The sequence below is a fragment of the Gilvimarinus gilvus genome, from assembly GCF_030518155.1.
Taxonomy (GTDB): Bacteria; Pseudomonadota; Gammaproteobacteria; order Pseudomonadales; family Cellvibrionaceae; genus Gilvimarinus; species Gilvimarinus gilvus.
In genome coordinates this window covers 1-459 of sequence record NZ_JAULRU010000840.1, presented here as the reverse complement: position 1 = coordinate 459, position 459 = coordinate 1, and the positions used below count along the sequence as shown (strand labels likewise).

At 29.0% G+C, this 459-nt stretch carries 2 protein-coding genes; both read left to right on the top strand.

Features of this window, described 5'->3' with window-relative positions:
- Window positions 1-234, top strand: a 234-nt coding sequence (locus QWI17_RS23505; RefSeq protein ID WP_302724982.1) for a hypothetical protein, incomplete at its 5' end; no start/stop codon positions are given.
- A gap of 25 nt (window positions 235-259) precedes the next feature.
- The coding region (locus tag QWI17_RS23500; protein ID WP_302724981.1) for a class I SAM-dependent methyltransferase at window positions 260-459 on the top strand (200 nt) is incomplete at its 3' end.

Below are 459 nucleotides of genomic sequence, written 5' to 3'. Positions count from 1 at the left end.
AGAAAAAACAAAGATTCTATCTTTTTATCAAACAATATTGCAATAGATAACAAGGTTTATCACGGAATTATCGAAAAATCTTCTCAATTATACATCGAAAACTTTTACTACAACATCGATCAGGATTATCCTAAGATGTTTATAAAAAGTGGCGGAAGCGAGAAAGCAACTGATTTATCGAAAATATTTAACAAAGAAGATTTTAAACAATTTTATTTCGAGAATTACGAATAAGATTTAGATTTTATAACTTTACAAAATGGCAAATCATCAACACGATGCAGTAACTCCTTACGAAGCATCAGATCTAAATAAAAAGAAACAAGTCGAGCAAATGTTCGATAATATTTCGCCAAAATACGATTTATTAAACCGTGTTTTATCAATGGGAATAGATATTCAATGGCGAAAAGATGTCATCAAAATGGTAAAAGCTTCTCAACCAAAAACGATTTTAGA